This is a genomic window from Longispora sp. NPDC051575 (genome assembly GCF_040681875.1).
Classification (GTDB): Bacteria; Actinomycetota; Actinomycetes; order Mycobacteriales; family Micromonosporaceae; genus Longispora.
In genome coordinates this window covers 101,454-116,960 of sequence record NZ_JBFAZP010000004.1, presented here as the reverse complement: position 1 = coordinate 116,960, position 15,507 = coordinate 101,454, and the positions used below count along the sequence as shown (strand labels likewise).

Annotated in this window: 13 protein-coding genes; 4 read left to right on the top strand and 9 right to left on the bottom strand. The window is 74.8% G+C overall.

Annotation, left to right across the window (positions count from 1 at the left end; genetic code table 11):
• Positions 1-217: 217 nt before the first annotated feature.
• The gene (locus AB0M43_RS11505) at positions 218-1,039 is read left to right on the top strand and encodes a M48 family metallopeptidase (protein ID WP_363723527.1); all 822 of its coding nucleotides are present in this window, start codon (positions 218-220) and stop codon (positions 1,037-1,039) included.
• A gap of 195 nt (positions 1,040-1,234) precedes the next feature.
• On the opposite strand, the gene AB0M43_RS11500 is transcribed toward AB0M43_RS11505, so the two are convergent.
• Positions 1,235-1,582, bottom strand: a complete 348-nt coding sequence (locus tag AB0M43_RS11500) for a hypothetical protein (RefSeq protein WP_363723525.1) — start codon at positions 1,580-1,582, stop codon at positions 1,235-1,237.
• Positions 1,583-1,924: 342 nt separating this feature from the next.
• Positions 1,925-2,593: a PH domain-containing protein gene (locus tag AB0M43_RS11495; protein WP_363723523.1), complete on the bottom strand. Its 669-nt coding sequence runs from the start codon at positions 2,591-2,593 to the stop codon at positions 1,925-1,927.
• Positions 2,594-2,751: 158 nt separating this feature from the next.
• On the opposite strand from AB0M43_RS11495, the gene AB0M43_RS11490 reads away from it, so the two are divergent.
• Entirely contained in the window at positions 2,752-3,237 is a 486-nt protein-coding gene (locus AB0M43_RS11490) for a hypothetical protein (protein ID WP_363723522.1), read from the top strand.
• Positions 3,238-3,423: 186 nt separating this feature from the next.
• On the opposite strand, the gene AB0M43_RS11485 is transcribed toward AB0M43_RS11490, so the two are convergent.
• From AB0M43_RS11485 to AB0M43_RS11475, 3 genes are all read right to left on the bottom strand, one after another.
• Positions 3,424-4,419 (bottom strand): acyltransferase family protein, encoded by a 996-nt coding sequence (locus AB0M43_RS11485; RefSeq protein WP_363723520.1) that lies wholly within the window; start codon positions 4,417-4,419, stop codon positions 3,424-3,426.
• A 216-nt stretch (positions 4,420-4,635) separates the two neighbouring features.
• Positions 4,636-5,277: a response regulator transcription factor gene (locus AB0M43_RS11480; RefSeq protein WP_363724544.1), complete on the bottom strand. Its 642-nt coding sequence runs from the start codon at positions 5,275-5,277 to the stop codon at positions 4,636-4,638.
• A 98-nt stretch (positions 5,278-5,375) separates the two neighbouring features.
• A complete protein-coding gene (locus AB0M43_RS11475) occupies positions 5,376-6,617 on the bottom strand; it encodes a sensor domain-containing protein (RefSeq protein WP_363723518.1) in 1,242 nt (413 codons plus the stop codon).
• Between the two features lie 110 nt (positions 6,618-6,727).
• On the opposite strand from AB0M43_RS11475, the gene AB0M43_RS11470 reads away from it, so the two are divergent.
• Complete coding sequence (locus tag AB0M43_RS11470; protein WP_363723516.1) at positions 6,728-7,474, top strand: ABC transporter ATP-binding protein; 747 nt, start codon at positions 6,728-6,730, stop codon at positions 7,472-7,474.
• Position 7,475: 1 nt separating this feature from the next.
• Positions 7,476-9,866: an ABC transporter permease gene (locus AB0M43_RS11465; RefSeq protein WP_363723514.1), complete on the top strand. Its 2,391-nt coding sequence runs from the start codon at positions 7,476-7,478 to the stop codon at positions 9,864-9,866.
• Between the two features lie 222 nt (positions 9,867-10,088).
• Here AB0M43_RS11465 and AB0M43_RS11460 read toward each other — a convergent pair whose 3' ends face one another.
• The 4 genes from AB0M43_RS11460 to AB0M43_RS11445 all read right to left on the bottom strand — a co-directional run bounded on the left by AB0M43_RS11460 (position 10,089) and on the right by AB0M43_RS11445 (position 15,476).
• Positions 10,089-12,074 carry a translation factor GTPase family protein gene (locus AB0M43_RS11460; protein WP_363723512.1) on the bottom strand — a complete coding sequence of 662 codons (1,986 nt, stop codon included), beginning with the start codon at positions 12,072-12,074 and terminating at the stop codon, positions 10,089-10,091.
• 170 nt (positions 12,075-12,244) lie between these two features.
• Positions 12,245-13,336: a glycoside hydrolase family 19 protein gene (locus AB0M43_RS11455; protein WP_363723510.1), complete on the bottom strand. Its 1,092-nt coding sequence runs from the start codon at positions 13,334-13,336 to the stop codon at positions 12,245-12,247.
• A gap of 167 nt (positions 13,337-13,503) precedes the next feature.
• Entirely contained in the window at positions 13,504-14,694 is a 1,191-nt protein-coding gene (locus AB0M43_RS11450) for a hypothetical protein (protein WP_363723508.1), read from the bottom strand.
• A gap of 107 nt (positions 14,695-14,801) precedes the next feature.
• Positions 14,802-15,476, bottom strand: coding sequence for a response regulator transcription factor (locus tag AB0M43_RS11445; protein ID WP_363723506.1), 675 nt, complete (start codon positions 15,474-15,476; stop codon positions 14,802-14,804).
• Positions 15,477-15,507: the final 31 nt, after the last annotated feature.

The window sequence follows — 15,507 nt, the reverse complement described above, 5'->3', positions numbered from 1 at the left end:
CCTGCCCCGCGTCGCGGGCGACTTGACTCCGTGTCTCGGGTGCCCTGACTCCGTGTCGCGGGTGCCCTGACCCCGCGTCGCCGGTGGCCCGACCCCGCGTCGGCCACGTGGTGCGGCCTGCCCTGGATCCTGAACCCGCTGTTGGGTGAACCGCTCACCCGCTCCGACAAACTCGCCAATCTGGCGTGAACAGTCACATAGCGGTCAGGAGTGGCGGATGTCCGACCCGAGCCCGGCCGGGGCGCACCTCGAACACGACATCCCGCGTCCCCGCCGGCACCCGTGGGAGATCCCGATGGTGGTCGTCGGTGTCGTGGTCTCGATCGGCGCGCTGTGTGTGCTGTTCGTGCTGCTGGTCCAGGGCGTCGAACTCGACGAGAGCCTCGCCGCCTCGGTCTTCGGCCTGCCGTTCCTGATCTACCTCATCCGGGGCCGGACCTACGCGACCCAGCGGGTCAACGGCGTGCGGATCACCGAGACGCAGTTCCCCGACGCGCACCGGATCCTCGTCGACGCCGCCCGGGCGATGGGACTGGCGAAGACCCCGGACGCCTATGTGGTACTCGGCAACGGCGTCATCAACGCGTTCGCGTCCGGCCACGGCTTCCGCCGGTACCTGGCGTTCCACAGCGACCTGTTCGAGGTCGGCGGGCGGCTCGGGGACCCGGACACGTTCGCGTTCATCGCGGGCCACGAGCTGGGCCACGTCCGCGCCGGGCACGCCTCCTACTGGCGGCAGCTGGGCACCGCCGTGCTGAACATGGTGCCCGCCGTGGGGGCCACGTTGTCGCGGTCGCAGGAGTACACCGCAGACAACCACGGGTACGCGGTCTGCCCGCGCGGACACCGGGGCATGACGGTGCTGGCGGCTGGCAAGTACCTGTATCCGCAGGTCGACTTCGACGCCATGGCCGACCGGGCGCGCACCGACCGGGGGTTCTTCGTGTTCCTCGTCAACCTGCTGGCCAGCCATCCGGTGAACACCAAGCGCTTCGCGGCGCTGCGGGACCGGACCCGGCCCGGGCGGATGTTCTTCTAGGCCCGGGGCGGCTGCCGCCGGGCGGTGGGCAGCGGGCGGAGCGACGAGTCGTGAGCGCCGGGCGCGGAACACCGAGCGGTGGGTGGTCGGCGCGGAGCGGTGGCCGGTGCCCGTCGGGCGCGGGCCCCGTGCCGGAGTGCGTCGCCCGGGCGCTGTCCCGGAGTGCGTCGCCCGGGCACCGTCCCGGATCGGGCGCTAGGGCAGCGCCTCGTCCAGGCTCAGCGCCAGCCGTTGCAGCACCTGCTCGCGGGTGGAGTCCGTGGCCTCGCCCAGCCACGCGATCAACTGGTTCTCCACCAGGATGTGCACGCTCGTCTTGCGGCTGTGCAACGACGCCGCGCGCCCGAACGCCTCCTGGATCGCCGCGACGTCCACCTGCGGCAGCGGCGTACTGATCCGCAGGTCCAGCTGCTCGGGCGGGTTGACCACGGTGATCAGGTCGAGACGTTCCTGGGTGGTCAGTGACGCGTCACCGAGGATGGTCAGCGCCCGCAGCCACTGTTCGAGCAGGTCGCGGCCTGTCGGCCCGGACTCGTCGGTCACGGCGTCACCCTCCCCACGCGGCGGGCGACGACTACACCCGCAGTCGCACTCTACGACGCCCACGCCCGGCGGGGGACCCACCGCCGCGCGGGAAACTCGGCCCCATGCGGCGAACTCTGCCCGCGCGAGAGCCTCAGCGCCGCGCCCGGCCCCGTGACCCCGGCCGAGCGTCGGGTCACGTGTTCCGCGTGCAGCACCTGGCCTGGCATCGGGTCACGCGTTCCGCGTGCCACGAATTGGCCCCAGCGTCGGGTCACGTGTTCCGTGCGTCAGAACCCAGCCCTGTGACCCCGGCCCAGCGTCGGGTCGCGCGCTCCGGGCGCCGCGACCCGGCCCGGACCCCTATCGCCCCCGCGCCCGGTGCGCCGCCAGCAGCTGGCGGAGCCGGTGGACGGCGTCGTCGGCGTACTCGCGGTCCACCGCCCGGACCGCGTCCATCCGCACCAGCTCCCCGGTGACCGTGTCCAACCGGGCGCACCGGGTGCCCTCGTACCGGACGGCGCGGATCTCCGACCACGGCAGCCGCCGCGCGCCGACCACGTTGACGACGAGGACACCGCCCGGGTCGACCTGCACCCGGGGCCGCGCGCCGAGGTAGCCGACCCCGACCGCGAGCGCCGCGCCGGTCGCCGACCACGTGAGGTGGCCCGCCGACAACGACGGCTGTCCGTACTCGTCCCAGCCGATGCCGGCCAGCACGGCCGCGCCGGCCAGGGCGCACGCGGCGATCCGGGTGACCAGGCGCGCGAACCACGGCCGGGCGACGACCTCCGACCGGTCCCGGGCCGGGGGAGTCGCGACCATGGCTGGCTCCTCCGGGTCGGCGGGGCGGGACGGCGGTGCGACGGGTACGGCCGGTGCGGGTTCCGGGACCGTGGCGGTGCGGGGCGGGGCCGGTCTGGGGCGGCGCGGGGAGGGTACCGCGACGGGGCGGGCGCGCGGCAGGGGCAGGCCGATGGCGGGCAGGGTGGTGTCCTTCCTGGTCGGCGAGTCGACGTGATGCTGGGACATCGGTACCCACCCGGGAAGGTGTTACACCTCTGCCCCGCCGACCGGGGCGAAGCCGACAACTCCGGCGGCGTTCGGTGATCTCGGGGGTTTCCCTGACCGAGGATGTCAGGGAAGTACCGGCATGCTCGGGGCACGGTTTCTCACGAGGGGGATAGGACATGACGGACGACGGGCGCACGGACTTCGACTTCATCGTCGGCGGGTGGCTGATCCGGAACCGCAAGCTGACGGACCTGACGGACCGGGCCTGCGCCGACTGGGTCGAGTTCGACGCGACCACGGAGGGCGTCCACCTGCTCGGCGGGCTGGGCAACCTCGACACGTTCCGGGTGGCGGACCTGCCCGGCCGGGGCCCGTTCGAGGGCTTCTCGCTGCGGCTGTACGACCCGGCGACCCGGCTGTGGCGGATCTGGTGGGGCTCCACCGCTCAGCCCGGGCAGTTGGACGTGCCGGTCGAGGGGCGGTTCACCGACGGGGTGGGCCAGTTCTTCGCCGAGGACGTGGTGGGCGACGAGAAGGTGGGGGTCCGGTTCGAGTACCGCAACCCGTCGCCGGCCGTCGCGCGCTGGGAGCAGGCCTTCTCCTATGACGACGGTGTGACGTGGCAGGTCAACTGGGTGATGGACTGGACCCGCCCCGAGTAGCACCCCGGCCGGCCGTCCAGCACCGAGGACGGCCGGCCGTCGAAGACCAAGCGCGGCCGGGCATCGGGCACCGAGCGCAGCCGCCACCCGGCACCGAGGGCGGCCGGGCACCGAGGGCCGGCCCCACCCGGCACCGACGGCGGCCGGTCACCGAGCCCCGCGCGCCAGTACCCGGAAAAGGTTCTGTCAGCGGGTCGCCAGCGCCGGCAGCCGCACCGGCCGCCGCGCCGCGACATCCTCGACCCACCCGAACACCACCACCGCCCCCGCCAGCAGCGCGAGCACCATCGCCAGCACCTCACCCCGGTCCAGCGTGACCCCCACCGCCGTGGCCAGCGACAACGTGCCCAGGATGGCCATCTGGTGCCACAGGTACACGGTCATGGCCCGCCGGTTGAGGAACCCGACGACCCCGGCGAGCCGCGGCCGGTCCCGCAGCGGGTCGGCGCGCGGGGCGAGGCGGAACATCAGCAGCACCACGGCCGCCGACCACAGCGCGTTGCCGACCGGGATGTCGTTGAGGTCGAAACCCCGGGGCCCGGGGTGGGTGGCGATCCAGCCGAGCCCGGCCGCCGCGAGCGTCCCGGCCAGGGCGAGGAACGCCTTTCTGGGTACGGCGCGCAGCAGCCCGTCGTGGTGGGCGAAGCCGAGCAGCCAGCAGGTGCCGTACAGGGCGAGGTCCCACAGTTCCGAGGGGACGGACCCGCCCCGCGCGCCGATCGCGGAGAACGCCAGGAGCAGCGCGAACGGGGTGAGCAGGGTCGGCACCGGGTATCGGCGGAGCACCCGGAGCAGGACGGGGGAGAGCAGCAGGAACCACAGGTACACCCGGATGTACCAGATCATGCTCAGGGCCGGGGCCAGCACGCCCGCGACGTGCGGGTCGCGCAGCGGGAGCAGCCACCACAGCAGCGACCAGGCCGATTCGCCGCCGAACAGCATCACGGGCACCCCGACGGCGGCCAGCGCCCACACCGGGGGCAGCAGCCGACGGAGCCGGCGGCCGAGCACCGCCCCGGTGGGGGCGCGGTCCAATGAGGCGGCGGTCAGGGCCCCGGCCAGGGCGAACATCATGCCCATCGCCGGGAAGGCGACGGTGAGCCAGGCCCAGCCCATGCTGTGGTACAGCACCACCCGGGTGAGCGCGGCCGCGCGCAACAGGTCGAAATATCCTGAACGCATACCCGCACGGTGCCCGCTGAACCTGGGCGCAAACTAGCAACAAGGTCAACATCGGGTAAGACCCCGATCACGGGGGTACGCCGGGCCGCCTGGCCGGGACCTGCGGAAATGGCCGCGCGGGCTCTCGTGCCCGGCTGTGGCAAGCGACGGTGGGGCGCCCGCGCCAGGGTCAGCGGCCGGCTCACCAAGTGTGTTCGGGGCACGGGGTGGGGGCGGTCAGCCCCGGAGGAACGCGAGCACCGCCAGTACCCGTCGATGGTCGTCCTCGGCCTGGGGCAGGTCCAGCTTCGTGAGGATGTTGTTGATGTGCTTGGCCACGGCCGCGTCGCTGACCACGAGCGCCCGCGCGACGGCCGCGTTGGACCGGCCTTCGGCGATCAGGGCGAGCACCTCGCGCTCCCGGACGGTCAGCCGCTGGAGCGGGTCGCGGCGCGCGCCGAGCATCTGGAGCACGACCTCGGGGTCCACCACGGTCCCGCCGGCCGCGACCCGGCCCACGGCGTCGGCGAACTCGGTGACGTCCCCGACCCGGTCCTTGAGCAGGTAGCCGACCCCGACCCCGCGCCGGGAGTCCAGCAGTTCGGTCGCGTAGGTCTGCTCCACGTACTGGCTGAGCACCAGCACGGCGAGCCCCGGCCGGGCGGCGCGGAGGGCCACGGCGGCGCGCAGCCCCTCGTCGCTGAACCCGGGCGGCATCCGCACGTCGGTGACGACGATGTCGGGCTCGGTCCGCTCGACGGCCCGGACCAGGTCGGCGGCGTCCCCGACGGCGGCGGGGACGGTGTGGCCGAAGCGTTCGAGGAGGCTGACGAGGCCGGCGCGCAGCAGCACGGAGTCCTCGGCGACGACGACCCGCAACGACCGCCGCCCGGCCCCGGACCGATCCCCGGCACCCGACCGGTCTCCGGTCCCCGCCCCGCTCTCGGCACCCGGCCACGTGCCGCCCGGGGCCCCGTCTACTCCACCAGGCACGACAGCTCCGCTCTGACCAGGGTCGGCCCGCCGGTCGGGCTCGTCACGGTCAGTGTGCCGTTCGCGGCGGCGGCCCGGTCGGCGAGCCCCGCCAGCCCGCTGCCGGCGGTGACGTCCGCGCCGCCCACCCCGTCGTCGCTGATCTCCAGGACCAGCCGGTCCCCGACGACCCGGCCCCGGACGACGGCCCGCCCGGCCCGGCTGTGCTTGGCGACGTTGGCCAGGGACTCGGTGATCACGAAGTACGCGGCGGCCTCCACCGACGCGGGCAGCCGGCCGTCGAGGACGAGGTCCACCGTCACCGGTACCGGGGAGCGGCCGGCCACGTCGGCGGCGGCGGCCGGCAGCCCCCGGTCGGTGAGGATCTGCGGGTGCACGCCCCGGATGAGTTCGCGCAGCTCGGCGAGGGCGAGTTTGGCCTGCTCGTGCGCGCCGCCCACCTGGAGCGCGGCGGGGGAGCCGGGCGGCAGGTCGAGCCTGGCGAGGCCGAGTTGGACGGTGAGGGCGACCAGGCGCTGCTGGGCGCCGTCGTGCAGGTCGCGTTCGATCCGGCGGCGCTCCACCTCGTACGCGTCGACCAGCCGGGCCCTGGACCGGGACACCTCGCCGAGCCGCGCGCCGAGTTCGGCCTCCCGGGGCGACAGGATGGCCCTGGTCAGGGCGGCGCGCGCCCCGGCCCACACGGTCACCGGGTACGCGGCGACCACGAACAGCGGCACGAACGCCACGGAGTCGAACACGTACCCATACCACGGCAGGGTCAGGTCGTAGAACATGCTCGCGATACACAGCCCGGGCAGGAAGAACGACACGGCCAGCACGCCGAAGTCCAGCCACCACAGCCCGAACATGGACACGCCGACGTAGCCGAGTTCCTGCCAGGTCTGCTGTTCGCGGACCCGGGTGCGCAGCCAGGCGCGCACCCCGGGCCGGTCGGGCGGGCGGTGCGGGTCGGGCGCGGGGTCGCGGTCCACGAGCAGCATCCGCCAGCGTTCGAACCGGGCCACCACCAGGCCGGACAGCGGGACGGCGGCCAGCAGCACGAGCCCGACCACGGCCGGGGTGAGCAGGACCCCGAAGACGAGCAGCCCGAGCAGTACGGCGGCGGTGCCCACGCCGGTGAGCACCCCGGACACGAGGTAGGCCAGGGACCGCCACGGCCAGGCGGAGGCCAGGAAGCCGAGCGGGTGCTGGGTGAGGGCCTGCCAGCCGGTACGGACGGTCACGTCCCTGACGGTAGCGGGCCCGGTCGCCGGGGGCGGTAGTGCTGGCGTTACCTCCGGGACTCTCCCGTGCGCCAGTGAACGGCGGCCCCGTTCCCGGAAGGCTCGACGGCATGACGATCACCCAGACCCACCAGGCCGAGGCGGTGCGCCTCGCGGAGGTCCGCCGCACCTTCGGCACGGGGGACAACGCCGTGGCGGCCCTCGACGGCGTGACCCTGGCGTTCCCGACCGGTACGTTCACGGCCGTGATGGGGCCGTCCGGCTCCGGCAAGACCACGCTGCTGCACTGCGCCGCCGGCCTCGACCGGCCCACCGGGGGCTCGGTCGTGGTCGCGGGCACCGACCTCGGGCCGCTCACCGAGCACGCGCTGACCCTGCTGCGCCGCGAGGCGGTCGGTTTCGTGTTCCAGTCGTTCAACCTGGTCTCCGCGCTCACCGCCGAGCAGAACGTGGCCCTGCCGCTGCGGCTGGCGGGCCGCCGGCCGGACCGGGCCCGGGTGCTGGCGGGCCTCGCGGAGGTGGGCCTGGCCGACCGCGCGGGGCACCGGCCGAGCGAGCTGTCCGGCGGCCAGCAGCAGCGGGTCGCCATCGCCCGCGCGCTGGTCACCCGGCCGGCGGTGCTGTTCGCCGACGAGCCGACCGGGGCCCTGGACACCGGCACGTCGCGGGAGGTGCTGGGCCTGCTGCGCGCCACCGCAGACCGGCACGGCCAGACCGTGATCATGGTGACCCACGACCCGGTGGCCGCCGCGTACGCCGACCGGGTCGTGTTCCTCGCCGACGGCCGGGTCGCCGACGTGCTGCCGGCGCTGTCGGCCGAGGCGATCGCCACCCGCATGGCCCGGCTGGAGGCCTGACATGTCGCCCCTCGCCACGATCCGGCAGCGCTGGGTTAGCTTCGTCGGCACGTTCGTGACGCTCGCGCTCGGCGTCGCCCTGGTCGCCAGTACCCTCCTGGTGTTCCTGTCGGCCACCCCGGCGGTCCCCGAACGCCTCGCCGGCACGGCGGTGCTCGTCCGCGCCGGCGGGACGCCCTGGTCCCCGGACGCGCTCCGCGACCTGACCGTCCGGCTGGCCGCCGTGCCCGGGGTGACGGCCGTGGTCCCCGACCACGCCTTCTACGCCCAGCTCGTGGTCGGCGGGCACCCGGTGGGCCGGCCCGGGGTCCGCGACCCGCAGGGCCACGGCTGGTCGGTGGCGGGGCTGGCGCCCTACCCGCTCCTCGACGGCCGGGCTCCGGAGCGCGACGGCGAGCTCGTCGTCGGCCGGTCGGCGGGGCTCGCGCCCGGGGCGGCGGTCACCGTGCTGACGGCGGCCGGGCCGGTGCCGTACACGGTGACGGGCACCGTCGACGGCCCCGGCCTGTACGTCGCCGACGCCGTCGCCGCCCGGCACGCCGGCCGGGTACCCCTCCTCGGGATCCGCACGGCGCACGTCGACCTGCCCGCGATCACCGCCGCCGTGGCCGGGGCCGGGGAGGTGTTGTCCGGCGACGCGCGGTCCGCGCTGGAGGACGACGCGGTCAGCGGCACCCGCGAGATCGGCGAGCAGGTGCTGGTCGCGATGGTGCTGCTCGCGGTGTTCTCCACGGTGTTCGTGGTCGCCTCGACGTTCGCGTTCGCCACGAACCAGCGCCGCCGCGAGTTCGGCCTGCTCCGGGCCGTGGGCGCGACCCCGCGCCAGATCCGCCGGGCCGTGTACGGCGAGGCGCTGGGGGTCGGCGCGCTGGCCGCCGCCGTCGGTGTCCTGGTGGGCGCCCTGGCCGCGCCGCCCCTGGGCACGGTCCTGGTCGACGTGGGGTTCGAGCCGCCCGGCTTCGTCACCCGGGTGCCGGCGTGGCCGCTGGGCGTCGCGTACGTCGTCGGCCTGGCCGTCGCGGTGCTCGGCGCGGGTTCGGCCGCCCGGCGGGCCGGCGCGGTCGGCCCGGTCGAGGCGCTGCGCGAGGCCACGGTGGACACCCGGCCGATGACCCGGGCCCGGTGGCTGTGCGGCGGTGCCGCGACCGTGCTGGGCGCCGTGCTGGCGGTCGCGACCCCGGCGGCGGAGAACGAGGACCTGATGCTGCTGTCGATGCTGGCGGCCATGGCCCTGATGGTCGCGATGACCCTGCTCGCGCCGGTGGTGATCCCGCCCGTGGTCCGGGCGCTGACCTGGCCGTTGGGCCGGCTGGCCGGGGCGACCGGCACCCTGGCCCGGGAGAGCAGCCTGACGGCCGTGCGGCGGACCGCCTCCATCGCGGCGCCGGTGATCGTCACGGTCGGCTTCGCGGCCCTGATCCTGGGGCAGGTGGCGACGGTGTCCTCGGCCTACCGGAGCCGGGGGACGTCGGCGGTCGCGCACGAGTCCGTGGTGCGGCCCGAGGGCACGCCGGGCCTGTCCGACGCTGTGCTCGCGGCGCTGCCCGCCGGCCGGTCCAGCGCCTACACCCCGACCGAGGTGTACGTCTCCGGGCGGAGCCGGGTGGCCGCCGGGGTGGACCCGGCCGCGTTCCGCCCGGCCACCAGTTCCGGTTCCCTGGCCGACTTCGGCGCGCCCGACACGGTGGTCGTGGTCGGCGGGCCGGACGCCGCACCACCCGGGGTCGGCGACCGGCTGCCGGTCACCTTCGCCGACGGGCGCACCGTCACCCTGCGGGTGGTCGCCGTCCTGGACTCCTCGGACGAGGCGGAGCTGTTCGTGCCCCGCGCGACCGTCCGCGCCCACGACCCCTCGGCGCTGACCCCGCTGGCCTATGTGGACGGTGTGCCGCTCGCCGAGCTGCGGGCGACCGTCGCGGGGCTGGGCGCGACGGCGGTGCGGGGCGTCGACTACGAGTCGGACAGTTCCGCGCGCGACGACGTCCTGGTGCGGATCTTCGTCCTGGCCCTGATCGGCCTGTCCGTCGGCTACACCGGCATCGCGGTCGCCAACACGCTGGTCATGGCGACGGCGGGCCGGCGGCGCGACTTCGCGGTGCTCCGGTTGTCGGGCGGCACGGTCGGCCAGGTGCTGCGGTCCGTGGCCGCCGAGTCGGCGATGGTGGTCGGGATCGGCGCGGCCCTGGGCCTGGCGGTGGCGGTCGCCGCGCTGCTCGGGGTGCGCGCGGGCCTCGCCCAGGCGCTGGGTGCCCCGGTGGCGCTGCTGGTGCCGTGGGGGACGGTCGGGGCGGTGGTCGCCGGGTGCCTGGCCCTGGCCGTGGGCGCGAGCGTGCTGCCGGCCCGCCTGGCCCTCCGCCGCCGGGCCGTGGCCCTGGCCGGCGACCGCGAGTGACCCGGGAGCCCCCGGAGCGCTCGCCCCGGGGGCTCCCACCACCAGACCCCTTCGACGGGTACCGGCACCCGGCGGCCCCGGCTTCGGCCAGTTCCGGCACCCGACCCGGCCGGCACCTGACCCGGCCGGCACCTGACCCGGCCGGCACCCGGCCCGGCCGGCACCCGGTCACGTTCCGCAGCCCTCGACGGGCCGTCGTGCGCCGACCCGTCCGCCCGGCGGTCACCGGCCGACCCGCCGCTGCACCGCCAGCAGGTACTCCTCGCGGTGCAGCGGGTTGTGGTCCGTCCGGGCCCGGGTCGGCACGGGTCCCGTGACCGGCTGGTGCCGCTCGAACGCGGACTCCAGGACGCCCTCGCCCCGGCTCAGCCCCGGCAGCAGCTGCTCCAAGGTGTGCACCCGGGCGGCCGGGATCTCGCCCGCCAGCAGGCAGACCGGGCCGCGCACCTCCGGCGTGCCCGGGACGGCGCGCAGCCGGGCCAGCACGGGCAGCACCGGCCCGAGCAGGTCGGCGGGGAGTTCGAGCCGGAAGTGGTGCAGGGGCTCGTACACCTGGGTGCCGGCCCGCCGGAGCGCGTCCATCAGGACCAGCCGGGTCAGGTTCCGGAAGTCCCCGGCAGTGCTCGACATGGACTTGTCGAACCCGCCGTGCGCGCTGCTCTGCCGGGCCCAGTAGCCGGAGTGCGTCAGGGTGACCACGCAGTCGGTGACCTGCCAGCCGGCCAGGCCCTGGCCCAGGGTCCCGCGCACGGCGTCCTCGACGGCGGTGAAGAACGCGTAGGGCATCGAGCCCAGTTCCACGCCCAGCCGGAAGTCCACCCCGCTGTCGAGGGGCCCCGGCTCGACCCGCAGCCCCACCGTGGCGAGGAACGGGTTGTCGCCCTTCGCGATCACCTCCGCCGCCGCGCCGCCGCCGACCGGGCGCTCGACGCAGATCGTGGTCGTCTCGCGGAACGTGACGTCGACCCCGTACCCGTCCGCCAGGGTCGCCTGGATGACCTCCTTCTGCACCTCGCCGTACAGGGACACCGAGATCTCCTGGCGGATCTCGTCCTGGCGCAGGTCGATCAGCGGGTCCTGCTCGGCGAGCTGGGTGAGCGCGGCGTGCAGCGCGCCCCGGTCGGCCGGGCGGACGGGGACGACGACCGTCTCCAGGGTCGGCGGGGCGAAGTGCCGCCGGAGCACCTTTCCGGGTACGCCGACGGCGTCGCCGATCCGCACGTCCGCCAGCCCCCACAGGGTCGCGATCTGCCCGGCGACCACGGCGTCGCGCCGCACGGCCGGCCCCCGGTCGAACACCCCGATGGCGGTGACCTTGTTCCCGGCGCCGGCCCCGAACCGCAGTCGGTCACGGACCCGGACCGTGCCGGAGAACATCCGCACGTAGGCGACCTTCTCCCCGGCCGGCCCGCGTTCCACCTTGAACACGGTGCCCGACACCGGGCCGTCGGGGTCGCCCTCGGTGGCGGGGAGCAGTTCGGCGATCCCGGCGACCAGCGCGTCCACCCCGGCGCCGGTGATCGCGGAGCCGAAGAACACCGGGTGCGCGAGCGCCCGCCCGGTCTGCGCGGCCAGCGCGGCCCGCAGCCGGGGATAGGGCACCCCGGGCCCGTCCACGTACGCGGCGAGCAGCGCGTCGTCGTGGTCGGCGAGCACCTCCACCAGCCGGTCGGTGAACGCGGCGTCCCCGGCGCCGAACGGCGTCCAGCGCGCGTCGCGGGAGCCGAGGTCCCCGGCTGTGCCCATCGCGACCGTCGCGGGGGCCAGCTTCGCGGCGAGGTCGGCCACCAGGTCCCCGTACCGCGCGCCGGCCCGGTCGATCTTGTTCACGAACACCAGTGTGGGGATGCCCAACCGGCGCAGGGTGCGCATCGGCACCCGGGTCTGGGCCTGGACGCCCTCCACGGCGGAGACGACCAGGACGGCGCCGTCGAGCACGCTGAGCACCCGTTCCACCTCGGCGATGAAGTCCGGGTGGCCGGGGGTGTCGATCAGGTTGACCGTGACGTCGTCGATGACGAACGACACGACGGCCGACCGGATGGTGATGCCGCGCTGGCGTTCCAGCGCGAGCGAGTCGGTCTGGGTGCTGCCGGCGTCGACGCTGCCGATCTCGTCGATCACCCCGGCGGCGTGCAGCAGCCGCTCGGTCAGGCTCGTCTTACCGGCGTCGACATGCGCCAGGATTCCCAGGTTCAAGGTCCGCACGAAGTTCCATGTCCTCTAGATAGGTGAAAACGACCATCTGGAAGGGCAGGGAAGCTCGGCGCACGGGTCACTCCTGTAAATCGGTGGCGGTTCGGGGCGAGTACAGCAGAACGCCGGCCCGCCGGGCAACCGAATTCGGGTGCCCCGGGCGGGCCGGCGTCAGGGGAGTCTCAGCAGCTCAGGTTGCCGCCCGGGGCGACGCCCAGGATGCCGGTGATCCGGGTGTAGGCGTCGATCCGGCTCTGGACCTGGCCCGGGTTGCCGCCGTTGCACTCGATGCTGCCGTTGATGCTGCGGATCGTCTCGCCGAAGCCCCGGCTGTTGACCATCGCGTTGTGCGGGGTCATGGTGCCCGGGCCGTTCTGGGTCATCCAGTACCAGATGGCGGTCTTCCACGCCACGGCCGAGTCCCGCTCCACCTTGTACGGGTCGCGCAGCAGGTCGATGCCCAGGGCGTCGCCGGCGGCCTTGTAGTTGAAGTTCCAACTCAGCTGGATGGGGCCCCGGCCGTAGTAGGCGGCCTGGCCGGCGGGGCAGCCGTAGGGCTGGTTCGGGTCGCAGTAGTGCGGGTAGTTGGAGGTGTTCTGCTCCACGATGTAGTACAGGCCGCCGGTCTCGTGGTTGACGTTGGCGAGGAACGCCGCCGCCTCCTGGCGCTTGATGGTGTCGGTGCCGGTCTTCGCAAAGGCCGGGTACGCGCTCAGGGCCGCCGTCAGCCCGGAGTAGCTGTAGAAGCTGTTGCGGTTCGGGAACATCTGGTTGAACTGCGCCTCGGAGACCACGAAGGAACCGGGGGGCGTGCTGGTCGGCGGCGCGGTGGTCGGCGGGGTGCCGGTGCAGGCGTACGGGTCCCAGTACCAGGTGCTGACCGTCGGGTCGTAGCCCGGGTTGTCGTGCTCGGCGATGTAGTACTTGCCGTCGGTGTAGCGCACGATGTTGCCGGTGACGTAGGCGCGGCCCTGGACCCAGGCGGGATAGTTGCAGCTCCCGGCGGTGGGGGTGGGGGTCGGGGTGCCGCCGCCGCAGGCGCCCTGGTCGGCCCACACGGCAGCCGCGCCGGGGGTCTCGCCCTGGGTCCACCACTTCGCGGACCAGTTGCGGCTGTTGTGCGAGGCGCGGGTGCCGCCCACGTAGACGGTGCCCGAACTCCAGGCGGTCGTGCAGTCGACGGCGGCGTTCGCGCTGGTCATCGGCATGATGACCGCGAGGGTGCCGACGACGGCCAGTCCGGTGAGGATGGCCATGAGGCGTTGTCTGGACACTGTGATCACTCCTTCGTGCGGCGGGGGCCGCACAAGATCGACGAGGGGGATCGACCCGGTGGAGCGCAGTCAACGATGAATGCGCATGCATCACCGTATCTGCAAACTTTGTTTCCAGAAAGAGGGTTGACACGTCTTCTGTGAGAACGCTCTCTCGGAGGGGCGGCTCAGGGGCGCGCCACGACCTGGATCCCGCCCCGCCCCGTGCCGCCGAGAACGACCCCGGGACCCCCCGACGGATACTGGGTCAGCACGCCTTCCCCTGCCGGCAGCGCGTCGGTCCGCGACACCAGCACCGGCGTGTCCGCGTCCCGCCAGCCCCAGGGGTCGCCCGGGGGCAACGGGCGCGGCGCCCGGCCGTCGGCGAGCGTCCCGTCGACGTCCAGCAGCAGCGGACCGGAGTCGCCCGCACCCAGCAGCCACCGGCCGCCCGGGGACAACAGGGCGCCGTCGAGCCGCAGGCCCGCGTCGCAGCGCTGGCGGACCGGGCGCAGGCCGTCGAGGGGATCCAGCAGCGCGAGGCACCCGCCCACGGAGCCGACCAGCGACCTCCCGTCGGAGGCCGGTCCCCACACGTGCCGCACCCCCGTGTTCCACGTCGGGGTGAAGCCGCCCCCGTCGGGGTTCCACGCGTCGTACCGGTCGAGGTGCTCCAGCACGCCGTTCGCGTCCGGGGGCAGCTCCGCGATCCGGCCGAGGAGGACGTACGGGCCGTGCCAGCCGACCACCCGGGTCCGGACCGGCACGGCCACCGACCGGGTGCCGGTCAGCCCGCCCCGGGTCACCGTGGCCACCCGCACCTCGGTACCGGAGCGCCACGCCACCCGCCGGCCGTCCGGGGAGACGCCGACATCGGGGCCGGCCCGGCCGTGGCCCGTCCCGAGGAGCTGGGAGGCGCGGGTGCCGTCGGAGTCGTCCTCGTCGATCAGCAGCACGCGGTCCGCCGGGGTGATCAGCCACGCGCGCAGCCGGGCGCCGTCGGTCACGGCGAGCAGGCCCTCCGGTACCCGGAAGACGGTGTTGAGCGGCTCGGACGGCAGCACGGTCTCCCGCCCGTCGGCCGCGCGGACGACCCAGGAACTCCCGGAGCCGTAGACGAGGTCCAGCGCGGCCGGTGGTGGCGCGGCGGTTCCGGGCCGGCCCGGTCCCGCTGGCGCCGGGCCGGACGCGGGCGTCGTCGCCGCCTGTCGCCGCGGCGGGTCCGCCGACCACGGGGCGGCCACCGCCAGGGCCACCAGCAGTGCCACGAGCCCGGCGACGGCGAGCGCCGGGCGGGCGCGGCCGGGCACCCGGGCCGGCCGGGCGGCGGGGGCCGGACCGTCGAAGGTCACGCGCAGTTCGTCCTCTGGCAGCTTCACCCTGGCTCCTCGGTGGTGTCCGCGAAGAGACGCCCGGGGCCGGCGGTTTGGTTGTCCCGCCGGGCGGAGTTTTCCGGGCGACGCGTCGTCGTACCCGGAAAAGGGGTCTAGGGGTTCTGGTGCGGGGTCACCAGGCCGGACTGGTAGGCCAGGACCACCGCCTGGGCCCGGTCCCGCGCCCCGATCTTGGCCAGGATCCGCTTGATGTGCGACTTCGCCGTCGACTCGGCGATGACCAGCAGGTCCGCGATCTCCTCATTGGAGTGTCCCAGGGCGATCAGGCGCAGCACCTGGTCCTCCCGGGGCGTCAACCCGGCCAGCCGGCGGGACGCCTCGCCCCGGTCCGCGGGCGCGCCGCCCCGGCGGACGAAGTGCTCGACCAGGTCGTGGGTCACCGACGGGTCCAGCAGGGTGTCCCCGGCGGCCACGGTGTGCACCGCGTCGACCAGGCGCTCCGGCGAGGCCCGCTTGAGCAGGAACCCGCTCGCCCCGGCCCGCAGCGCGCCCCAGACGTACTCGTCGTGCCGGAACGTCGTGAGCACCAGCACCCGGCTGGGCAGCCCGGCCGCCACGATCCGGCGGGTGGCCTCGATGCCGTCCACGCCGGGCATCCGCACGTCCATCAGGACCAGGTCCGGGGCCAGCGACCGGCACAGCTCCACGGCCCGCAGCCCGTCGGCCGCCTCGCCGACCACCTCGATGTCGGGCGCGGCGCGCAGGACGACGCCGACGCCGGCCCGCATCAGGGCGTCGTCGTCGGCGAGCAGCACCCGGACGGTCACGGGGTCACCTTACGGGCGGCGGGCGCCCTTG